At 51.4% G+C, this 17751-nt stretch carries 22 protein-coding genes; 9 read left to right on the forward strand and 13 right to left on the reverse strand.

The genetic code is table 11. The features are described 5' to 3' along the window. Nucleotides 1-50: 50 nt before the first annotated feature. Entirely contained in the window at nucleotides 51-971 is a 921-nt protein-coding gene (locus tag G4551_RS09030; protein ID WP_003036136.1) for a Kdo(2)-lipid IV(A) acyltransferase, read from the reverse strand. Nucleotides 972-1191: 220 nt separating this feature from the next. Between G4551_RS09030 and trhO the strand changes: the two genes are divergently transcribed. Continuing rightward, nucleotides 1192-2244: an oxygen-dependent tRNA uridine(34) hydroxylase TrhO gene (gene trhO, locus G4551_RS09035; RefSeq protein ID WP_003836784.1), complete on the forward strand. Its 1053-nt coding sequence runs from the start codon at nucleotides 1192-1194 to the stop codon at nucleotides 2242-2244. A gap of 45 nt (nucleotides 2245-2289) precedes the next feature. On the opposite strand, the gene G4551_RS09040 is transcribed toward trhO, so the two are convergent. The 9 genes from G4551_RS09040 to mdtH all read right to left on the reverse strand — a co-directional run bounded on the left by G4551_RS09040 (nucleotide 2290) and on the right by mdtH (nucleotide 9036). Continuing rightward, nucleotides 2290-2865: a YceI family protein gene (locus G4551_RS09040; RefSeq protein ID WP_003832130.1), complete on the reverse strand. Its 576-nt coding sequence runs from the start codon at nucleotides 2863-2865 to the stop codon at nucleotides 2290-2292. A gap of 1 nt (nucleotide 2866) precedes the next feature. Next, on the reverse strand, nucleotides 2867-3433 hold the full coding sequence (locus tag G4551_RS09045) for a cytochrome b (RefSeq protein WP_003836781.1): 567 nt from the start codon (nucleotides 3431-3433) through the stop codon (nucleotides 2867-2869). Nucleotides 3434-3695: 262 nt separating this feature from the next. Then, entirely contained in the window at nucleotides 3696-3809 is a 114-nt protein-coding gene (locus G4551_RS09050) for a YceO family protein (protein WP_003036148.1), read from the reverse strand. Nucleotides 3810-3864: 55 nt separating this feature from the next. Continuing rightward, nucleotides 3865-4980 (reverse strand): N-methyl-L-tryptophan oxidase, encoded by a 1116-nt coding sequence (gene solA / locus G4551_RS09055; RefSeq protein ID WP_003836779.1) that lies wholly within the window; start codon nucleotides 4978-4980, stop codon nucleotides 3865-3867. A 114-nt stretch (nucleotides 4981-5094) separates the two neighbouring features. Then, entirely contained in the window at nucleotides 5095-5349 is a 255-nt protein-coding gene (gene bssS, locus G4551_RS09060; protein WP_003036154.1) for a biofilm formation regulator BssS, read from the reverse strand. A 340-nt stretch (nucleotides 5350-5689) separates the two neighbouring features. Continuing rightward, nucleotides 5690-5935 (reverse strand): DNA damage-inducible protein I, encoded by a 246-nt coding sequence (dinI, locus tag G4551_RS09065; RefSeq protein WP_003036157.1) that lies wholly within the window; start codon nucleotides 5933-5935, stop codon nucleotides 5690-5692. A 65-nt stretch (nucleotides 5936-6000) separates the two neighbouring features. Beyond that, the gene (gene pyrC, locus G4551_RS09070) at nucleotides 6001-7047 is read right to left on the reverse strand and encodes a dihydroorotase (RefSeq protein ID WP_003836776.1); all 1047 of its coding nucleotides are present in this window, start codon (nucleotides 7045-7047) and stop codon (nucleotides 6001-6003) included. A gap of 105 nt (nucleotides 7048-7152) precedes the next feature. After that, a complete protein-coding gene (locus tag G4551_RS09075) occupies nucleotides 7153-7713 on the reverse strand; it encodes a lipoprotein (RefSeq protein ID WP_003836774.1) in 561 nt (186 codons plus the stop codon). Between the two features lie 114 nt (nucleotides 7714-7827). Then, nucleotides 7828-9036, reverse strand: coding sequence for a multidrug efflux MFS transporter MdtH (gene mdtH / locus G4551_RS09080; RefSeq protein ID WP_003036166.1), 1209 nt, complete (start codon nucleotides 9034-9036; stop codon nucleotides 7828-7830). A gap of 259 nt (nucleotides 9037-9295) precedes the next feature. Here mdtH and rimJ point away from each other — a divergent pair, with 259 nt between their 5' ends. The 4 genes from rimJ to murJ all read left to right on the forward strand — a co-directional run bounded on the left by rimJ (nucleotide 9296) and on the right by murJ (nucleotide 13245). Then, nucleotides 9296-9880 (forward strand): ribosomal protein S5-alanine N-acetyltransferase, encoded by a 585-nt coding sequence (rimJ, locus tag G4551_RS09085; protein ID WP_003832145.1) that lies wholly within the window; start codon nucleotides 9296-9298, stop codon nucleotides 9878-9880. Nucleotides 9881-9914: 34 nt separating this feature from the next. Further along, nucleotides 9915-10562, forward strand: coding sequence for a YceH family protein (locus G4551_RS09090; RefSeq protein WP_003836771.1), 648 nt, complete (start codon nucleotides 9915-9917; stop codon nucleotides 10560-10562). A gap of 1 nt (nucleotide 10563) precedes the next feature. Beyond that, nucleotides 10564-11487, forward strand: coding sequence for a Gfo/Idh/MocA family protein (locus G4551_RS09095; protein ID WP_003836769.1), 924 nt, complete (start codon nucleotides 10564-10566; stop codon nucleotides 11485-11487). A gap of 222 nt (nucleotides 11488-11709) precedes the next feature. Then, complete coding sequence (murJ, locus tag G4551_RS09100) at nucleotides 11710-13245, forward strand: murein biosynthesis integral membrane protein MurJ (RefSeq protein WP_003836768.1); 1536 nt, start codon at nucleotides 11710-11712, stop codon at nucleotides 13243-13245. Between the two features lie 85 nt (nucleotides 13246-13330). Here the strand turns inward: murJ and flgN are convergent, their stop codons facing one another. The 3 genes from flgN to flgA all read right to left on the reverse strand — a co-directional run bounded on the left by flgN (nucleotide 13331) and on the right by flgA (nucleotide 14803). After that, the gene (gene flgN / locus G4551_RS09105) at nucleotides 13331-13753 is read right to left on the reverse strand and encodes a flagella biosynthesis chaperone FlgN (protein WP_003036178.1); all 423 of its coding nucleotides are present in this window, start codon (nucleotides 13751-13753) and stop codon (nucleotides 13331-13333) included. A 3-nt stretch (nucleotides 13754-13756) separates the two neighbouring features. Beyond that, complete coding sequence (gene flgM, locus G4551_RS09110) at nucleotides 13757-14050, reverse strand: flagellar biosynthesis anti-sigma factor FlgM (protein WP_003036183.1); 294 nt, start codon at nucleotides 14048-14050, stop codon at nucleotides 13757-13759. Between the two features lie 93 nt (nucleotides 14051-14143). After that, nucleotides 14144-14803, reverse strand: coding sequence for a flagellar basal body P-ring formation chaperone FlgA (flgA, locus tag G4551_RS09115; protein ID WP_003836766.1), 660 nt, complete (start codon nucleotides 14801-14803; stop codon nucleotides 14144-14146). Between the two features lie 157 nt (nucleotides 14804-14960). On the opposite strand from flgA, the gene flgB reads away from it, so the two are divergent. The 4 genes from flgB to flgE are packed head-to-tail and all read left to right on the forward strand — an operon-like array spanning nucleotide 14961 to nucleotide 17733. Then, a complete protein-coding gene (flgB, locus tag G4551_RS09120; protein ID WP_003836763.1) occupies nucleotides 14961-15377 on the forward strand; it encodes a flagellar basal body rod protein FlgB in 417 nt (138 codons plus the stop codon). A gap of 3 nt (nucleotides 15378-15380) precedes the next feature. Then, the gene (flgC, locus tag G4551_RS09125) at nucleotides 15381-15785 is read left to right on the forward strand and encodes a flagellar basal body rod protein FlgC (protein WP_003036191.1); all 405 of its coding nucleotides are present in this window, start codon (nucleotides 15381-15383) and stop codon (nucleotides 15783-15785) included. A gap of 11 nt (nucleotides 15786-15796) precedes the next feature. Continuing rightward, nucleotides 15797-16495 carry a flagellar hook assembly protein FlgD gene (gene flgD / locus G4551_RS09130; RefSeq protein ID WP_003836761.1) on the forward strand — a complete coding sequence of 233 codons (699 nt, stop codon included), beginning with the start codon at nucleotides 15797-15799 and terminating at the stop codon, nucleotides 16493-16495. A gap of 26 nt (nucleotides 16496-16521) precedes the next feature. Beyond that, nucleotides 16522-17733, forward strand: coding sequence for a flagellar hook protein FlgE (flgE, locus tag G4551_RS09135; RefSeq protein ID WP_003836758.1), 1212 nt, complete (start codon nucleotides 16522-16524; stop codon nucleotides 17731-17733). Nucleotides 17734-17751: the final 18 nt, after the last annotated feature.

Below are 17751 nucleotides of genomic sequence, written 5' to 3' on the forward strand. Positions count from 1 at the left end.
CCTAAAGCAGGCAGGGAAGGTGTTGCAGCCCACAGGGCTGCAACAGTGTTTTAGTACAGGGAAGGAGAACCTTCAGGGCGCGTCTTGAAGCGACGATGCAGCCACATATACTGCTCTGGCGCCATCATGATGCATTGCTCAACAATTTTGTTCATCCACGCGGCAGTGGTCTCTGCGTCATCCAAAGGCGGTGAACACTCCGGAGGCAGCATAATCAATTGATACCCTTTACCGTCAGGTTTGCGGCGAGGAACAAACGGTACCAGGCAGGCATTGGACATGCGCGAAAGCATCCAGGTCCCAGAGGTTGTTGCGGCTTGTTCAACGGCAAAAAGTGGTACAAACACACTGGCACGAGGGCCGTAATCGTGATCCGGCGCGTACCAGACCACTTCGCCCTTTTTCAACGCTTTAATCATCCCTTTCAGGTCTTTACGATCGAGCATTGATTTATTCGAGCGCATACGGCCCCAGGTTTGTAGCCAGTCGAGAAGCGGGTTGTCGTTAGGGCGATACACACCAATACCCGGTTCCTGCAAACCAAACTGACGCGCACCCAGTTCCAGAGTCAGAAAGTGCAGACCCACTAACAAGATCCCGCGTTTTTGCGCCTGAACGTCACGGATATGTTCCATCCCGATCACTTCAGTCCAGCGTGAAATACGCTTATCGGACCAAAACCAGGCCATTCCGGTTTCCATTACGCCCATGCCCACGGATTCGAAGTTCTTGACGACCATCTGCTGGCGTTCCTGCTCACTCATCTGCGGGAAGCACAGTTCCAGATTTCGGGAAACAATTTTTGCCCGACGTTTCATCAAACGTAGCGCCAGTCGACCTAATGCACAGCCCAACTTAAAGAGGATGGGGTAGGGTAACTGCACGATTAACCAAAGGATGCCAATACCCAGCCAGGTTAACCAATAACGTGGATGCAGTAACGCAGCCGAAAACTTGGGTAAATTCGTCATGTCTATCCTGTCTTCAAACGACCAATTCCCTGTATTGTCGCATTTTTTCGCGCGTATCAAAAATTTGTGACGGGAGAACGGTGATTAATTCCGCAATTGTTGTTGCAACTTTATAGTGAAGTATGAAATGTAGCGTAAAATGTGTGGATGTAAATTGGCGATGTTTGCTTTATTATGCCGCCGATTTTCATTTATTCCCTATTTGCAGGATACGTACACCATGCCAGTGTTACACAACCGCATTTCGAACGACGCCCTCAAAGCCAAAATGCTGGCCGAGACCGAGCCGCGTACGACGATCTCATTCTATAAATATTTCACCATTGCCAATCCTCAGCACACGCGTGATGCACTGTACCAGATGTTCACCGCATTGAACGTCTTCGGGCGAGTATATCTTGCCCATGAAGGAATTAATGCGCAAATCAGCGTACCGCAAAGCAACGTCGAGACATTTCGCCAGCAACTCTATGCGTTTGATCCTGCATTGAACGATTTACGTCTGAATATTGCGCTGGATGATGACGGTAAATCGTTCTGGGTACTGCGTATGAAAGTCCGTGAACGTATCGTGGCGGATGGTATTGACGATCCAGACTTTGACGCCAGCAACGTGGGGGATTATCTCAAGGCAGCAGAGGTGAATGCCATGCTTGACGATCCTGAAGCGGTATTCATTGATATGCGCAACCATTATGAATATGAGGTGGGTCACTTCGAGAATGCGCTGGAGATCCCGGCAGACACGTTTCGCGATCAGTTGCCGAAAGCGGTTGAAATGATGCAGGCGCATAAAGATAAAAAAATCGTGATGTACTGCACGGGTGGGATCCGCTGTGAGAAAGCTAGCGCCTGGATGAAACACAATGGATTTAGCAAAGTCTGGCACATTGAGGGCGGTATTATTGAGTATGCCCGCAAGGCGCGTGAGCAGGGACTTCCGGTGCGTTTTATCGGTAAAAACTTTGTCTTTGATGAGCGCATGGGCGAAAGGATCTCTGAAGATGTTATCGCACATTGCCATCAGTGCGGCACGGCGTGCGATAGCCATACTAATTGCAAAAATGATGGCTGCCATCTGTTGTTTATTCAGTGCCCGGCTTGTGCGCAGAAATATAAAGGCTGCTGTAGCGAGCTGTGTAGCGAAGAGAGTGAGTTGCCGGAAGAGGAACAACGGCGTCGTCGCGCTGGGCGTGAAAATGGCAATAAAATCTTTAATAAATCACGTGGTCACCTGAATACCAAACTGGGTATTCCAGACCCTGCGCAATAACATGATTCCGGATGAGGGGCAGAACCTCATCCGGCAATTCATGCGTTACTTCTGTTGAACACCTTCCACTGAGATGATCAAATCGACTTCCTGCGACGCCGGACCGAGATCGGTGGTAATGTTGAAATCCTTCAGCTTAATCTTACCTTGCGCTTCAAAACCAGCGCGCGTACCGCCCCAAGGATCGCCGCCCTGACCGATGAGCTTCGCGTCCAGCGTAACCGGTTTGGTAACGCCGTTCAGGGTTAAATTACCGGTGATATCCAGGTCATTACCTTCTTTCTTCACGCTGGTGGAGCTGAAGGTCGCCTGCGGGAATTTTGCTACGTTAAGGAAATCTGCGCTGCGCAGATGCTTGTCACGTTCGGCGTGATTAGTGTCAACACTGTTGGTGTTGATGGTTACGTTAACCTTATCGGCTGCGGGATTTTTCTCATCAAAGGTAAACGTACCGTCGAAATCTTTAAATGTGCCGTACAGCCAGCTGTAACCCAGATGCTGAATACGGAAATTAACAAAGGCATGCTGTCCTTCCTTGTCAATTTTGTAATCTGCCGCCACGGCCGACCCGGTGGTGAATAACAGAGAGGCGAGTGTAAGTCCCAGCAGGTTTTTTTTCATTTTAAGCTCCATAGTCAGATGACGATTTTCCCAACATGCGATTGAGGGTATCGTCGTTATCGATAAAGTGATGTTTCAGGGCCATCAGTCCGTGCAGTAGGGATAAAATCACCACGGTCCACGCAAGCCACAGGTGCAAGCTACCGGCGAGGTCGGCCTGAGCACCTGCGTTGGCAACGGTGGCTGGAATGTCGAACCAATCAAAGACGCTTATCGCTTTGCCATCAGCGGTGGAAATTAGATATCCGCTGATGACAATTGAAAAGAGCAGCAAATAAAGAGCGAGGTGACCCATTGCCGCTGCGATGCGGGTTAAACGGGAGTAGCTTGCCAACGCAGCAGGTGGAGGAGAGAACAACCGCCAGACAACGCGGATAACCAGTCCCATCATGAGAAGGATGCCGATGCTTTTATGCAGTTCAGGGGCCTGGTGATACCAGCCGTCATAGTAACTAAGCGTGACCATCCATAAGCCCAACGCGAACATGCCATATACAGCAATCGCAACCAGCCAATGTAATGTGGCTGACACTACGCCATAGCGCTGTGAACTATTTTTGAATTGCATAAGCACACCGATTGATATTTCAGAAGTGAATGAAAATGGCGTGTAAAAGACATTAATGCAACTAATAAATAACAATGGTGATGATATTTATTTTTTGTTCAGTAAAGTTGACTGATTATTGAATTAATCATCAAGGGATTAGTGTGAGAGTAGGTGATAATGCTTGGTTTATGGGTGGTTATGATTTTTATTATTGTTCAGTTTATTGCAATGAAAATTAAGATAATTTCAATTTTTGTCAATTATTGTCAGCGCGCAGGAATCAGAAAAACATAATATATATTACATCCATAATGGCCAGCAGCGACCATAAAATAATGTAGAGCATAAGATGCTCGCGAATATTATTAACCAGATAGTGAAAGATACGGCGCATTAACGTTATTCCTGTCATTAAAAATGGCCTCATCATCGAGGCCATTCATTTATTATCACTTAAAACGGCTTAGCCTGAAGGGGGTCAGGTCAAAGTCAGACGGTTTGTCCTGAGCGAAGTTTGCCGCAATCTCTCCCAGAACAGAGGCAAACTTAAAGCCATGTCCGCTCAGCCCGGTAATGATTAGCGTGTTGTCGTGCGCTGGCAGAGTATCGATAATAAAGTCTTCATCCGGTGAATTATCGTAAGTGCAGGACGCGCCATGCAGGCAGCAGCCAACGCCCGGCAGAATTGTGCGCAGGAATGGGAAGGCTTCAGAACCATCGCTGGCTACAGCGGCAAATGGCTTACGCTCATCAGCAGAGTGAATGACTTGTCCGCCGTTGTGCTTACCAATTTTCAGCTCGTCGTTTTCTGCCGGGAAACCGTAGTATTGATCACCATTTGGCAGCTCGCCGGTGAAGGCTGGGAAGTTATTTTTAACGCTGTAGCGCCCATCGGCCTGATACCAGGCGAACACTTTGCGCACCGGTTGTATCGGTAGTTCAGGGACTAAAGCCTGCACCCAGGTACCGGCGCTGATCACTGCTTTTTTCGCGTGGTAGTCACCGTCAGCCGTTTCTACCGTGATGCCATCATCACCGTGATGAATTGCGCTGACCGGGCATTTAAACAGTTGCGCACAGCCTGCTTCTTCCGCCAGACGGATCCAGGTTTTAATTGCTAACTCACTGCGTAAAAAACCGGACTCCGCTTCAAACAGACCGATATAGTTGTCAGGTACACGAATCTCCGGCCAGCGCGCCATGATGGCTGCCGCATCCAGTTGTTCAACGTTGAGTTGCCATTGTTTGGCGCTTTGCGCTGCAGTCGCTAAGAAGGTTGACTCTGCTGGACCGAGGTTGATAACACCGGAGCGAACAAAAATCGGTTCTTCATTATGGGTGGACAGTTCATCCCACAATGTTTGCGCACGTAGTACCAGCGGAACGTATTTTTCACCTTCGCCATAAGCATGACGAATTAATCGAGTGTCGCCGTGGTGGCTGCCCTGCTGATGAGGAGGCATATGTGCATCGATCATCAGAACCTTCAGACCGGCACGAGTGGCATAGTATCCAGCTGCGGCGCCTACTGAACCGCTGCCAATAATGATTAAGTCGTATTTCATCCGCTTCTCTCTGCAATCGCGATAGTAGCAGGTTAAATAACTGACCCGGAATATTCAACCTGGAAATAAGAAAGGCACCGTTAAGGTGCCTTTTGATGGTTGGATGTATCAGGTTTAATGTCGCTGATACTCATTTACCTGGTAATCGCCAGATTCAATTTTGGCGATTCCTGCTTCTAATATCGAAATAAATTGCCTGGCAACATCAGTGGTTAACCAGAGCGTTTGACCAACTTCAGTCCCATCCGGGTCAGGGCGATTCGGGGTCTGGTAGTGCAAACGCAGCATCAGCGCATCGTAGCTATCAACAGTGCTGATGTCCCACCCTACAAGCGGATGAGTCTGAATGACTTCATTATTCTTTTCCATCATGCCCCCTAATTCGTGTTACTAGACAACGGTTTTCGAGGTTCAATGCGTTTTTTTCTGAAGCAACTTCAGTATATCAATAAATAAGGGTATTCATTGAAAATTTAAAGAGGGAAGGGCATAAATTTTTTGTTTTCAGCGTTATCTGACTAAGAAACCAACATGTTATTCATTTTTTTTTAGTATGTTGCACAATTATTTTGTTGTATTGGTTAAAAGATAATCGGTGAGTTAATATTAAATTAAAAACTCGTCAGAAGAAATGCGCGATTGATTACAGGATAGTGTGTATAAAAAAGCCGGGGCGACCCGGCAAACAAACATCACTGCATATCATTATTTATTCGTTGATGAACCAGTCATCCGCGCTTTCCCAGGTTTCCTGTAGGATCTCGCTGATGCGTTCTTTGTCCTCTTTAGTCGCGCCAATAACCGACAAATTGTTTGCGCCGGCATAACGGACGGTAACGTTACCTTCGTTATCCGGAAAATGGTGCTGAATACGGCGGGAGAGTTCACCTGCCAGTGCGTCAATTGCACCGGCAGGTAAAGGTGAAGTTTTGGCAATAGTGACTTCAATACGCATAGTAGCCCCCTGTGGAATATACTGTTTATTTATACAGTTATTCGCATCAATTGGCTACACTTTTTTTAGCTTTTTACTGACCAGCGTACCGTTTCGCCACCCAGGAAAGGCACCAGCGTATCGTCTTCCAGTGCAATGCTCTCAGGAACCAGGTGCTCCACGCGTTCCAGCTCAATAAAGGTCTCATTTACCGGCAAGCCATAGAACTGTGGGCCGTTGAGTGAGCAGAAGGCTTCGAAATGGTCGAGCGCATTCATCTCTTCAAACACGGTGGCATAGCTGCCCAGCGCGGTCGGTGCATTAAAACAGCCCGCACAGCCACAGCTTGACTCTTTGCGATGACGAGCGTGTGGCGCTGAGTCGGTACCGAGGAATGCGCGCTTAAACCCGCTGGCAACCAGTTCACGCAGCGCCTGTTGGTGGACGTTACGTTTGAGGATTGGCAGGCAATACAGGTGAGGGCGAATCCCACCAACCAGCATGTGGTTGCGGTTAAACATCAGGTGCTGTGGCGTAATCGTCGCAGCCAAAAGTTCGTTACCGTCGCGAACGTATTCGGCAGCATCTTTGGTGGTGATATGCTCGAACACCACTTTCAGCGAGGTCAAACGCTGACGCAGCGGCTCCATCACCGTTTCAATAAAGCGCGCTTCGCGATCGAAAATATCGATATCTGCATGGGTGACTTCGCCGTGCACCAGCAGTGGCATACCCAATTTTTCCATCCGCTCCAGCACCGGCATGATGGCGTCAATAGAGGTTACGCCATGCGTCGAGTTGGTGGTGGCATTGGCTGGATAGAGTTTTGCCGCGGTGAATACGCCTTCGTTGAATCCACGTTCCAGCTCGTTGGGATCCAGCGTATCCGTTAAGTAGCAGGTCATTAATGGCGTGAAGTCGTGTCCGGCAGGTACCGCGTCAAGAATGCGCTGGCGATAAGCGATAGCCGCGTCAACCGTGGTGACGGGCGGTACCAGGTTCGGCATGACAATGGCGCGGCCATAAACTTCACTGGTATAGGGCACGACAGTTTTTAACATGTCGCCATCGCGAAAGTGAAGATGCCAGTCGTCTGGGCGGCGGATCTTTAAAACCTGGGATGGTGCAGTCATCAATATGCTCCGGCTGAGGATGGTCTTTTTTGCCGGAAACAAAGGATAAGCGGAAACGTTTTCGTTTGCACGAAAAAAAAGGGCGCATCAGCGCCCTCAGTTTTATTAGTCGGTGAACGGGATGATGATTTCACCCGGTTTGACCTCAATACCTTTCGCCAGTTTTTTCGCCAGCGCTTCACCCTGGCTGCTGTCTTCCTTCAGAATGTACGCTGGTTGCTGGTTGAAATAGTTACGCAGCGACTGATTTAAATAAGGCATCAGGGTTTGCAGTACTGACTGCATTTTCTCTGGCGTGACGGTGGCGTCGACGACTTCCATCTCTTGCAGATAAATCGCGCCTTTTTCTTTATTGAAAACCGGTAAGGCTTTCAGCTTCAGCTTCATGGTCGCTTTCTGACTGCCAAACAGGGAGTTCATGTCCAGGTTGGCATCGCCGGTCAGGGTTACTTTGTTTGGCTCTTCACGACCAATCTGGCTGGCGAGATTATTCAGTACGATATGTGCTTCAGCAACGCCGGGCAAACCGATGTCTTTTGAAAAGTTATTATGCTTTGCCAGGGCTTGATTAATTTCTTGCTCGCTAACCGTGTATTGCGTGAGTTGATTACAACCAACCAACAGGCCGCTGACAATCAGTGCAGCGGCAAAAAAAAACTTTTTCATGGGGTTCCTCAACATGATGCATGTGGCGTAATCGTGACACAAAGCATCATCGAGTACCAGCGCCCCGGACGCCAGCAGAAAAAACTGAAAAGTGCCCGGGCGCGGGTTCGGCTATCAGGCGTCTGGTTCCAGCATACCTCGCGTTGGGCGTTTGAGACTGAATTGCCAGCCCAGCGCCAGGAAGGTGATGAAGCCAATAATACCGAGCATCATCCAGGGCAGCTCAGGCTGTGCCAGGGCCTTGCCCATGTCAAACAGCCAGCCGCCGCCGACATAGCCAATTGCGCCACCGATGGCGAGTCCCAGTCGGCTGAAGCCCATATAGCTTCCTCTGGCCCGCGCATTCGCCAGCGAGGCGCTCAGAGTTTCACGCGCCGGTTCGGCGATGATCGAGCCAATATAGAACGTGCAGATCAGGGTGAACAACTGCTGTAAATTCCCGACCAGGCCAATTGGCATCATGCTCAGAGACATCACCAGCAGGCCCGCCATCAGGCGATGTTCAAGGCGAAAGCGTTTTTCACTCCAGCGGGCAATCGGGTACAGCAGCGTTAAAGAGAGACATGCCTCAATGGCATACATCCATTTCACGGCGGCTGGTGAGCCAGCGATGTCGTTCACCATGATGGGCAGCATCAGCATCACCTGTACCGCCAGCATGTAATAGCCCGCCAGCGTCAGCACATAGGTGACAAAGCGCTTGTCATGCATCACATGGCTCATCCCTTCACGCACCGGAATTTTCACCGTCGACAGCTTCCATGCCGGGAGCAGCCAGGCGTTAAACGCCGCGCACAGAACGAACAAAATTGCGCCGGTGGCACATACCAGACGGAAATCGTATTGCAATAACCAACTGCCGAGTAACGCGCCGACCACGGCCCCGGCGCTATCCTGCATCATCAGAATAGAGAAAAAACGCCCGCGCTTTTCCGGGCGGATCAGCTTGACTACCAGCGCCGAACGGGGAGGATCAAACAGCGTGCCACCCAGCCCGGAAAGAAAGCAGGAAAACCACAGCAGCCACGGTTCATGCGCAATGCCCATGGTGGCGAACCCGGCTGCGCGCATCAGCATGCCGGTGACGATCATCGGTTTGGCGCCGAAACGGTCAGCAATAGCACCACCGAAAATACCCAACCCCTGCTGGATAAATTGACGTAATCCAAGCGCGATACCGACCATCACGGCGGCCCAGCCCATTTGGTCGACGAAACGAATTGAGATCAGCGGGAAAACGACGAAGAAACCCAGCACGACCAGCATATTATCGATGAGAAGGAAGTATTTACCCAGGTTCCTTGCCTGCGAGACTTGCGACATTTCCCCTCCAGGGAAAAACTCGTCACTCTGGATAGAGTTTAAAAGATAAGCACCTTCTATTCTGCGGTGTCGTCATCGCTTTTCCCACCCTTCGCGGGACAATATTTTTTTATCAAAAGTCCGTCTTGATAGAGAGTTTTCATCAAAATGTGTGAATAATTCAAAAAATGGCATTTTGCTCTTTTCACAGGGTGTATTCGCACAGGTATAGTAATGCGAATAGCGTATTGAAGACGTTACGGGAAGGAGTAGGTATAGAATGTTTGGCTATCGCAGTAACGTGCCAAAAGTGCGCTTAACCACGGACCGCCTGGTCGTGCGTTTAGTGCATGAGCGTGATGCCTGGCGTCTGGCAGATTATTACGCAGAAAATCGTCATTTCTTAAAACCCTGGGAACCTATTCGCGATGAAAGCCACTGCTATCCGTCCGGCTGGCAGGCGCGTCTCAGCATGATCTCTGAGTTTCATAAACAGGGCACCGCTTATTATTTTGCGCTGCTCGATCCGGACGAAAAAGAGATTATCGGCGTTGCGAACTTCTCAAACGTAGTGCGGGGATCCTTCCATGCCTGTTATCTCGGCTACTCCATTGCGCAGAAATGGCAGGGGCAGGGGCTAATGTATGAAGCCTTAACTTCGGCCATCCGTTATATGCAGCGCACGCAGCATATTCACCGCATTATGGCTAACTACATGCCACATAATAAGCGCAGCGGTGACCTGTTGGCGCGACTGGGTTTTGAAAAAGAAGGGTATGCCAAAGACTACCTGCTGATTGACGGGCAGTGGCGCGATCACGTGCTGACGGCGTTGACCACATCAGAATGGACCCCCGGCCGCTAAGTTTCAGATGCAGCCATGATTAATGGAGAAGACGATGAAATACGAATTAACCGCCACCGAAGCACGAGTGATTGGCTGTTTATTAGAAAAACAAGTGACAACGCCGGAACAGTACCCACTCTCCGTTAATGGAGTCGTAACAGCCTGCAATCAAAAAACGAATCGTGAACCGGTGATGAACCTGTCGGAATCGGACGTGCAGGAGCAATTAGATAACCTGGTTAAGCGACATTTTCTGCGCACGGTGAGCGGCTTTGGCAATCGCGTTACGAAATATGAGCAGCGTTTCTGCAACTCTGAATTTGGCAATCTGAAGCTCAGTGCCGCAGAGGTGGCCGTAATCACTACACTGCTGCTGAGGGGCGCTCAGACGCCTGGTGAATTGCGTAGTCGCGCATCCCGTATGTACGAATTCAGCGATATGGCCGAAGTGGAATCGACACTGGAAAATCTGGCAACCCGGGAAGATGGGCCTTATGTGATCCGCCTGGCGCGCGAGCCGGGCAAACGTGAAAGTCGCTATATGCACCTGTTTTGCGGTGAGGTTGATGAAGCCATTGCCGCGGCAGATCAACTCCCTGCAGCCTCCGGTGATCTGCAGGCTCGCGTGGAAATGCTGGAAACGGAGGTCGCAGAACTTAAGCAGCGACTTGATTCATTGCTGGCGCACCTGGGAGACTGACGTGAATAAATTACGTATCGGCGTTGTCGGCCTTGGCGGTATTGCACAAAAGGCCTGGCTACCCGTGCTGGGCACCTCCGCAGACTGGACGCTGCAAGGCGCCTTTTCACCTTCGCGCGATAAAGCACAGCGTATCTGTGATACCTGGCGGATACCCTACGTGGATTCACTGATGAATCTGGCGCAAACCTGCGACGCGGTTTTCGTCCATTCCAGCACCGCGACGCACTATGCGGTCGTCAGTGAATTGCTGAATGCCGGAGTTCACGTGTGTGTGGATAAACCGCTGGCGGAAAACCTGCGTGAGGCTGAGCAACTGGTGGAGCTGGCCGCGCGGAAAAAACTCACGCTGATGGTCGGGTTTAACCGCCGGTTTGCACCGCTGTACCAGGATCTCAAAACCCAGTTGAGCACCGCAGCGTCTGTACGTATGGATAAGCACCGTACGGATAGCGTTGGGCCGTACGATCTGCGTTTCACTTTGCTGGACGACTATCTGCACGTAGTCGATACCGCACTGTGGCTGGCGGGAGGGCAGGCGCAGTTAAATAACGGCACGCTGCTGACCAATGAATCTGGTGCGATGCTTTACGCCGAGCACCATTTTTCTACCGGTCAAATGCAGATAACGACCAGTATGCATCGCCGTGCCGGTAGCCAGCGTGAGAGCGTGCAGGCGGTGACGGACGGTGGCCTGATTGACGTAACTGATATGCGGGAATGGCGGGAAGAGCGTGGGCAAGGTGTTGTTCATAAGCCGATAGCGGGCTGGCAAACGACCTTAGAACAGCGTGGTTTTGCCGGATGTGCGCGTCATTTCATTGAGTGCGTGCAAAATCAGACGGTTCCCCAGACGGCAGGCGAGCAGGCGCTACTGGCCCAGCGTGTTGTTGAAAAGCTGTGGCGGGAGGCGATGGCTGAATAACCCCCTGTAACATCTGGCGGTAGTAATTCATTGTAATCCAGGTACTATATGCCCACTCAAAATAACACCTCTTTTCAACCATAGGCTGATTTGTCGGCCTGATAAGGCGCTACGGTGTCGCCATCAGGCGCAGCAAAAGTGTCGGATGGCGGCGAGAATGCCTTATCCGACCTACGGGCAGGTTTGTCGGGGTTTTGCCTCAGAGTCTGGAATACAACATAGATGAATTTATTAAAGTCGCTGGCAGCCGTCAGCTCGATGACGATGTTTTCACGAGTGCTGGGTTTTGCGCGTGATGCGATTGTCGCCAGAATCTTTGGTGCAGGGATGGCGACAGATGCCTTTTTTGTGGCATTCAAACTTCCTAACCTGCTACGCCGAATTTTTGCCGAAGGCGCATTTTCGCAGGCGTTTGTGCCGATTCTTGCTGAGTACAAAAGCAAGCAGGGGGAAGATGCTACCCGCGTGTTTGTTGCCTACGTTTCCGGACTGTTGACGCTGGCGCTGGCTGTGGTGACGGTAGCCGGGATGTTGGCTGCGCCATGGGTGATTTTAGTTACCGCGCCGGGGTTTGCCGACACAGCGGATAAATTTGCGCTGACTACTCAACTGCTGCGGATCACTTTTCCCTATATTCTACTGATTTCACTGGCCTCACTGGTTGGTGCGATCCTTAACACCTGGAACCGCTTTTCTATTCCTGCGTTTGCCCCGACTTTTCTGAATATCAGCATGATCGGTTTCGCGTTGTTTGCGGCCCCTTATTTTCATCCGCCAGTGCTGGCGCTGGCGTGGGCCGTTACCGTGGGTGGCGTGCTACAGCTGATTTACCAGCTTCCGCATCTGAAGAAAATTGGCATGCTGGTACTGCCGCGTGTGAACTTCCGCGATGCGGGGGCGATGCGCGTCGTCAAGCAGATGGGCCCGGCGATCCTTGGGGTATCAGTCAGCCAGATTTCACTGATTATCAATACGATTTTCGCCTCGTTTTTGGCCTCTGGCTCAGTTTCGTGGATGTACTATGCCGACCGTCTGATGGAGTTTCCGTCTGGTGTGCTTGGCGTAGCGCTGGGGACTATCCTGCTGCCATCGCTGTCCAAAAGCTTTTCCAGCGGTAATCATGATGAGTATTGTCGCCTGATGGACTGGGGCCTGCGTTTGTGTTTCCTGTTGGCATTACCGAGTGCCGTAGCGTTGGGTATTCTGGCCAAACCGCTGACGGTGTCTCTGTTCCAGTACGGTAAATTTACCGCCTTTGATGCCGCGATGACCCAGCGTGCGCTGGTGGCGTATTCGGTAGGTTTGATTGGCTTGATCGTAGTGAAAGTGTTGGCTCCGGGCTTTTACTCGCGCCAGGATATAAAAACGCCAGTGAAGATTGCCATTGTGACGCTGATTATGACCCAGGTGATGAACCTGGCCTTTATCGGGCCGTTAAAGCATGCCGGGCTGTCGCTGTCGATTGGTCTGGCGGCGTGTCTGAACGCTTCACTGCTGTACTGGCAATTGCGTAAGCAGAAAATCTTTACTCCACAGCCGGGTTGGGCCTGGTTCCTGGCGCGACTGGTGATTTCCGTGCTGGTGATGTCGGCGGCACTGGTAGGGATGCTTTACATCATGCCAGATTGGTCGCAGGGAACGATGTTGTGGCGCCTGCTGCGTCTGATGGCGGTCGTGGTGGCAGGTATTGCTGCTTACTTCGCAGCACTCGCTGTGCTGGGCTTTAAAGTAAAAGAGTTTGTGCGCCGGACGGCATAAAGAATCAATGCCGGATGGCGGCATAACGCCGTATCCGGCCTACAAAAAGTGTAGGCCTGATAAGCAAAACGTTATCAGGCTTGCATCAGATAGAGAATTTTTTCCCGCCGCGGTGCGCAGCTGAAGTTTGACCGTTTGCGCCATACAACGCCGGTTCCTGGTGCGGTTTCAGCACTTGTATTGCTTGTTGATTACGCTCGATCTGCCCTTCCAGCAGCCAACCATTGTGCTGGTTGAGGTCGCGTAAGTGCTGTGTTTTCTTGGTGATAGTCTGCCAGCGTTCAGCAATCTCATCATTGGCGCTGCGCGTGGCGTCATGCTCCAGGCGGCGCTGTTGCTCAAGATAATCAAGGGTTGCCAGCAGCGAGCTTTTTTCTTCTGTAATACGCTGTAGCTGGCTGCCATTGATATGCCCTGCGGAAAGCTGCTGCTGTTCAGCATCCATTACCGTTTTCAGGTCATTGAGGACAGTCGTCATCTGGTCAAGTATTTCTGACAAACGAGTCATACTTTATTTACTCTGTAGGTAGCTCTGCGCCTCGCGAATCAGCGAGTCGGCAATTTTTCCGGTATCCATTTTCAATTCACCGTTACGGATTGCGGTTTTCAGTGCTTCCACGCGTTCCATATTGATGTCATTGGTGCCGGGCTGCATCAGTTTGGCTTGGGCGTCGCTCAGCATGACGCTGGTGCTGGTGGTCGCGGTGGTTTTTTCCTTCTGCGCTTTTTGTACCGGCGCATCGCTGGTTTCACGCGGCTGAACGGTGCTTACTGGCTTCAATGGTGAGGTACGATCAATGCTCATTTTATTTTTCCTCATCGAGGGGTTACGCTATAGCGGCCCGCTGTAATCATTGGTTGTTTATCTATCGGCACACGCTAAAAAATCTTTAACCTATTATAGGTTAATAAGAATATTCCCATCAGAATCGACGACGCCGCTCACCACCTGGCCTGAAATCATCCGCACTCGCGCATTCTGTGCGACAGCGGCGTTGTTCAGCGCTTTACCTTCGGCGTTAACCCGAAAGCCATCTCCGTTGGCAATAACCAGCACGCGCTGACCGGCCTTGATCCGCCATGCCTGGCGCAACATCGAAAGCTGTATCGGTTGACCAGGGACCAGATCGCGCAGGCTCACAGCATCCTGCACCTGACTCATATCCAGCACCGCGCGCGGCGGTAGTTGGTCCAGTCGACCACGTTTCAGCGTTACGCTGGCTGGGGTCAGGGTGCTACCTCGCGCTACAGGCGCGGCGGCTACTACGTAGTTTCCCGTCGCCTGGACGTTCACCTGCAGATAACGTTTTTCGTTGGCACAGCGAGCCAGCACATTCACATTACCCCACAGTTTCGCGCTACCTGACACGCTTAATGCCGGTTGCTCACAGCTCGGCAATAAGTTTGGCGACGTTCGGATAGTGACCACCACCTCATCGCTAAATCCGGTCAGGCGCTGGGAAAACCATGCCGTTAGCTGCGAATTCAGGTCTTGCGCCAGCGTCATAGGGCTGAACAGCAGTGCTGCCACGACTATTCCACGTTTAAACGTTTGCATCAAAACCTCGCGCTTTTTCAGGTAGTGGCAGGATTTTACCTGTGTGACGCAGTCATCAACGCAACAAATAGCGACGCATTTTGCGTTTATTCCGGCGATAACGCGCGCGTAATGGGATTTAAGCTGTCGGCTGAATTTTGTCATTTGCGGAGGAGATATGCTCGATAAGCTCGACGCCGCCTTACGTTTTCAACAGGAAGCGCTGAATTTGCGCGCCCAACGCCAGGAAATTTTGGCGGCCAACATTGCCAATGCCGACACGCCGGGGTACCAGGCGCGCGACCTGGATTTCGCCAGTGAATTAAAAAAAGTCATGGTGCGAGGACGGGAACAAACCGGTGGCGTTTCGTTGACGCTGACCTCTGCACAACACATTCCGGCCCAGACCGTTTCTTCGCCGTCTACGGAGCTGCTCTACCGTATTCCTGACCAGCCATCTCTTGATGGCAACACGGTGGATATGGACCGGGAGCGCACGCAATTTGCAGACAACAGCCTCAAGTATCAAATGGGGCTGACCGCGTTGGGTGGGCAAATCAAAGGCATGATGAACGTGCTGCAAGGAGGGAACTAATTCGTGGCGCTGTTAAATATTTTTGATATCGCAGGTTCTGCGCTGACGGCTCAGTCTAAACGCCTGAACGTCGCGGCCAGTAACATGGCGAATGCGGATAGCGTCAGCGGGCCCGACGGTCAGCCGTATCGCGCGAAACAGGTTGTTTTTCAGGTAGATGCTGCGCCAGGTGCGGCAACTGGTGGCGTAAAAGTTGCTGACGTCATTGAAAGTCAGGCACCGGATAAGCTGGTTTATGAACCCGGTAATCCGCTGGCCGATGCGAATGGCTACGTAAAAATGCCGAATGTGGACGTCGTTGGTGAGATGGTCAACACCATGTCAGCCTCGCGTAGCTACCAGGCAAACGTCGAAGTGCTCAACACCGTGAAAAGCCTGATGCTCAAAACGCTTACGTTAGGCCAGTAAAGGAGGCGCATATGTCTATTGCTGTAACCATGAATGACCCGAGCAATGCAGGCGTTAAAGCTGCCACCGGGAATAGCTCCCTGACGGGCAGCAATGCCGCTGACCTGCAAAGCAGTTTTCTGACGCTGCTGGTCGCACAACTGAAAAACCAGGATCCTACCAACCCGCTGCAAAACAACGAACTGACTACCCAGTTGGCGCAAATCAGTACCGTGAGCGGGATTGAGAAACTGAACACCACGTTAGGGTCGATCTCCGGGCAGATCGACAACAGTCAGTCGCTGCAGGCCAGTACGCTGATTGGCCACGGGGTCATGATCCCGGGTACCACCATCCTGACCGGTAAAGGGACGGAAGAGGGTGCCAAAACCACGACAACACCATTTGGCGTTGAGCTGCAGCAACCGGCAGATAAGGTTACCGCAACCATTACCGATAAAGACGGCAAAGTGGTACGCACCATTGACATTGGTGGATTGAAAGCGGGCGTTCATACCTTTACCTGGGACGGCACCATGACCGATGGCACGGATGCACCAAGCGGTTCTTACAACGTGTCAATTGCTGCCAGCAATGGTGGAACGCAACTGGTGGCACAGCCGCTTCAGTTTGCGCTGGTGCAGGGCGTTATTCGCAGTAACGGCGGTAATACGCTGGATCTTGGCACCTATGGAACCACCACCCTCGACGAAGTACGGCAGATAATTTAAGCCTTCACACTTATCAGGAGTAAGTCATGGCCTTTTCTCAAGCGGTCAGCGGTCTGAACGCTGCAGCGACCAACCTCGATGTCATTGGTAACAACATCGCCAACTCCGCCACCTACGGTTTTAAATCCGGTACGGCATCTTTTGCCGATATGTTTGCCGGTTCGAAAGTCGGTTTGGGCGTTAAAGTTGCGGGTATTACTCAGGACTTTACCGACGGTACTACCACCAACACCGGACGTGGTCTGGATGTTGCTATCAGCCAGAACGGTTTTTTCCGCATGGTAGACAGTAACGGTTCTGTTTTCTTCAGCCGTAACGGTCAGTTCAAACTCGATGAAAACCGCAATATCGTTAATATGCAGGGGCTGCAACTGACGGGCTATCCGGCTACCGGTACACCACCGACAGTTCAGCAGGGTGCAAACCCGGGGCCGATTACGATCCCCAACACATTGATGGCGGCACAGGCAACCAGCAAGGCCTCAATGCAGATCAACCTCAACTCATCGGATAAAATCCCGACAACGACAAAGTTTGATCCGAAAGATGCTGACAGCTATAACAAAAAAGGCCCCGTCACCGTTTATGACAGTCTGGGAAATGCCCACGAAGTTAACGCCTATTTTGTAAAACAGCCTGATAACAAATGGGCTGTCTATACCGTTGATAGCAGTGATCCTAAGGCTGCTGTACCAACCGCACCGACGTCCACGCTGGAATTTGATACTAATGGAGCGCTAATCGGCGGCGGTACATTCAATATCACCACAGCTGCGCTCAATGGCGCACCGGCTGTCACCTTCGCAATGAGTTTCCAGAACTCCATGCAGCAGAACACCGGTGCCAACAACATTGTTGCCACTAAACAGGACGGCTACAAACCAGGCGATCTGGTGAGCTACCAGATTAACAATGACGGTACCGTAGTCGGCAACTACTCCAACGAACAGCAACAGGTTCTAGGACAGATCGTGCTGGCAAACTTTGCCAACAACGAAGGTCTGGCGTCTCAGGGCAACAACGTCTGGGCGGCCACTCAGGCCTCCGGTGTGGCGCTGCTGGGTACCGCGGGTACGGGTAACTTCGGCAAGCTGACCAACGGTGCGCTTGAAGCGTCAAACGTGGATTTGAGTAAAGAACTGGTGAATATGATTGTCGCCCAGCGTAACTATCAGTCGAACGCGCAGACCATCAAAACCCAGGATCAAATCCTCAACACGCTGGTCAACCTGCGCTAAGCGCCTGACGGGATGGCT

Origin of the sequence: Citrobacter freundii ATCC 8090 = MTCC 1658 = NBRC 12681, assembly GCF_011064845.1 — a bacterium.
GTDB lineage: Bacteria > Pseudomonadota > Gammaproteobacteria > Enterobacterales > Enterobacteriaceae > Citrobacter > Citrobacter freundii.